The 2356-nt window shown below is 75.1% G+C and carries 2 protein-coding genes and 1 pseudogene; 1 reads left to right on the forward strand and 2 read right to left on the reverse strand.

The features are described 5' to 3' along the window. Positions 1-334: pseudogene (locus E1193_RS32275) on the forward strand (serine/threonine protein kinase); the annotation flags it as partial. A gap of 22 nt (positions 335-356) precedes the next feature. On the opposite strand, the gene E1193_RS31115 reads toward E1193_RS32275, so the two are convergent. After that, positions 357-1412, reverse strand: a complete 1056-nt coding sequence (locus tag E1193_RS31115) for a glycosyltransferase family 4 protein (protein WP_207922944.1) — start codon at positions 1410-1412, stop codon at positions 357-359. 146 nt (positions 1413-1558) lie between these two features. Further along, entirely contained in the window at positions 1559-2230 is a 672-nt protein-coding gene (locus E1193_RS31120; protein WP_132186693.1) for a BON domain-containing protein, read from the reverse strand. Positions 2231-2356 lie beyond the last annotated feature (126 nt).

The following is a 2356-nucleotide window of genomic DNA, read 5'->3' on the forward strand; positions in this document are numbered from 1 at the left end:
CACCCCGACCGGCACGTTCCCGTCCGCCGAGCGGCAACCCCCACCGGACGGCGGGCAGGGGGCGGGCGGGCTCACCGAGGCGGCCGAGCGGCTGCGCCAACTGATCGACGACGGCGAACGCGCCGGCGAGATCCGTGCCGACGTGGGGGTGGACCTGCGTAACGTGCTGGGGAACCTGACCCGGGAGGCCGCCAACGGGCGGGCCGACCTGTCCGAGCCGGTTGCCAATCTCCGGGAGAAGGTCGACCGTCGGGTCGGGGAGGGCGCCATCACCCCGGCGTACGCCCGGCAGCTAGACGCGGCGATCGTGAGGCTCGACGCCCGCCAGTCCTGAGTCGGCCCGGCCGTGGGTCGGCTCAGCGGACAGCGGCCGGCGCCGGCCGGAGGGCGGGCTCGGCCGTGCCGGCGGCGAAGCGCCGGTACACCTCCTCGTATCCGGCCGCCATCCGCTCGGTGGAGAAGTTCTCCGCCACATGCGCCACGCAGGCCGCCGGGTCGAGCCGGGCCGCCTCGCGCAGCGCCGCCGGCAGTTCCTCCGCGCGGTCCCGGATCAACCCGGTGCGGCCCTCGACCACCAGTTCGGGCACGGCGCCGCGGCGCAGCGCCACCACCGGTGTCCCGGTCGCCATCGCCTCCACCATCACCATGCCGAACGGCTCCTCCCACCGGATCGGCATGATCAGGCACCGGGCGTCGACCAGCAACCGCAGGGTCGCCTCGCGGTCGGCGTTCAACACCACGGCGACGTCGTCGTCCAGCATCGGCTCGACGACCTCGGCGAGGTAGCGCCGTTCGGCGGGTTCGTTGCACTTGCCGGCCAGGGTCAGCGGCAGCCCCGCCGCCCGGCAGGCCCGGATGGCCAACTCGGGGCCCTTGTCCGGGCTGAACCGGGCCAGCCACAGCACCGGCCCTCGGCCGGGGGCGTGCTTGCGCGGCACGTCCCCCGCGTCCATCGCGTTGTGCACCGTCCCCACCCACGGCAGGCCCGGGTTCGCCCGCCGCTGGGCGTGCGAGATGGCGACCAGCCCGACGCCGTGGTCGGTGTCGCTGAGCACCGTGCCGTACTCCCCCACCGGGTTGCCGTGCACGGTCGCCACGGTGGGCACCGCCCGCCGACCGGCGACCAGCGGCCCGATCGTGGTGTGGTCGTGGATGATGTCGAAGTCCGCCGGGGTTACCAGATGGTTCACCCGGGCCAGGTGGGCCAGTTCGGGCAGCGACTCGCCGAGCCGGTCGTACTGGAGTTCCGGGACGGTGGAGACGAAGTCGGCGGCGGTACCGTGGTGCCGGCCGGCGCCGAAGAGCGTCACGGTGTGCCCCCTGCCGACCAGGGTGTCCACCAGCCCGTGCACCACCTGCTCCAGCCCCCCGTAGCCGGGCGGTGGCACCGACAGCCACGGTGGCACCACCATCGCGATCCGCAGCGGCCGCCCGGGCGGCTGTGCTGACGGACGGTGGGTCACGGCCGCAGGTCCTTCCCGTTGGTTCCCGGTGAGCGGTGAGCGCGATCGGCGCCGGTTTCCCCCTGCCCAACGGGTCAAACGGGAAGCCGGCCAGCTCATCCGGCCACCACGAGCCGGTCGTCCACGGCCCGCACCCCCGGGGCCGACCAGGCGACCCGTTCCGCCTCGTCCCGCTCCCACCAGGACCGCACCTCGCCGTGCAGCACCACGGTGTCCCCGGCCAGCTCGACGGTGACCGCCTCGGTGCCGGCTCGTCGGGCCAGGGCCCGGCGCAGGTCCCGGACGGTCCGTTCGGCGTCCGGCGGGGCCGGGGGCACCACCTCGACCAGGTTCGTCACCCCGCGTACGCCCCGCAGCCGGCGCAGCTCGTGTTCGGCGGTACGCCGCTGGTAGCCGAACTCCACCTGACCCCGCAGCATCAGCCAGCCGGCGGAGACCGTCACGTCCAGGCGTTCGGCGGGCACGAAGCTGTCCCACTCCAGTGCCCGTACGGCGGCGAGGGCGAGTTCGGCGTCGTCCTGGCCGTCGAGCCCGGGCAGGCGTACCTCGATGTCGTCGGCGACCGCCCGCACGCCGCGTACCCGGTGCGCGCCGCGCTGGGCGGCCCACTTGCGGGCGTAGCTGTCCACCCGGCCGGTCAGGGTGACCACGCCGTCGGCGACGCCGACGCCGATCTCCTGCGGCTGCGCCTGCGGGTCCCAGGCCAGCTCGGCCAGCACGTCGCGCTGGATGTCCCGGTCGGTGCGGATGGCCGCTGCCGTGCCCATGGGCGCCCCCTCCCGTGCGGTCGGCTCGTGTCGAGGATGCCGACCGGGCGGGTGAGGCCGGGTCACCCGCTGCGGGTGGCCCGGTGACGACAAAGGGCGGCGGGTGGCGCAGCCAACCCCCTTGGC

It is taken from the genome of Micromonospora sp. KC606 (genome assembly GCF_004348675.1).
In the GTDB taxonomy this organism is placed as follows: Bacteria; Actinomycetota; Actinomycetes; order Mycobacteriales; family Micromonosporaceae; genus Micromonospora.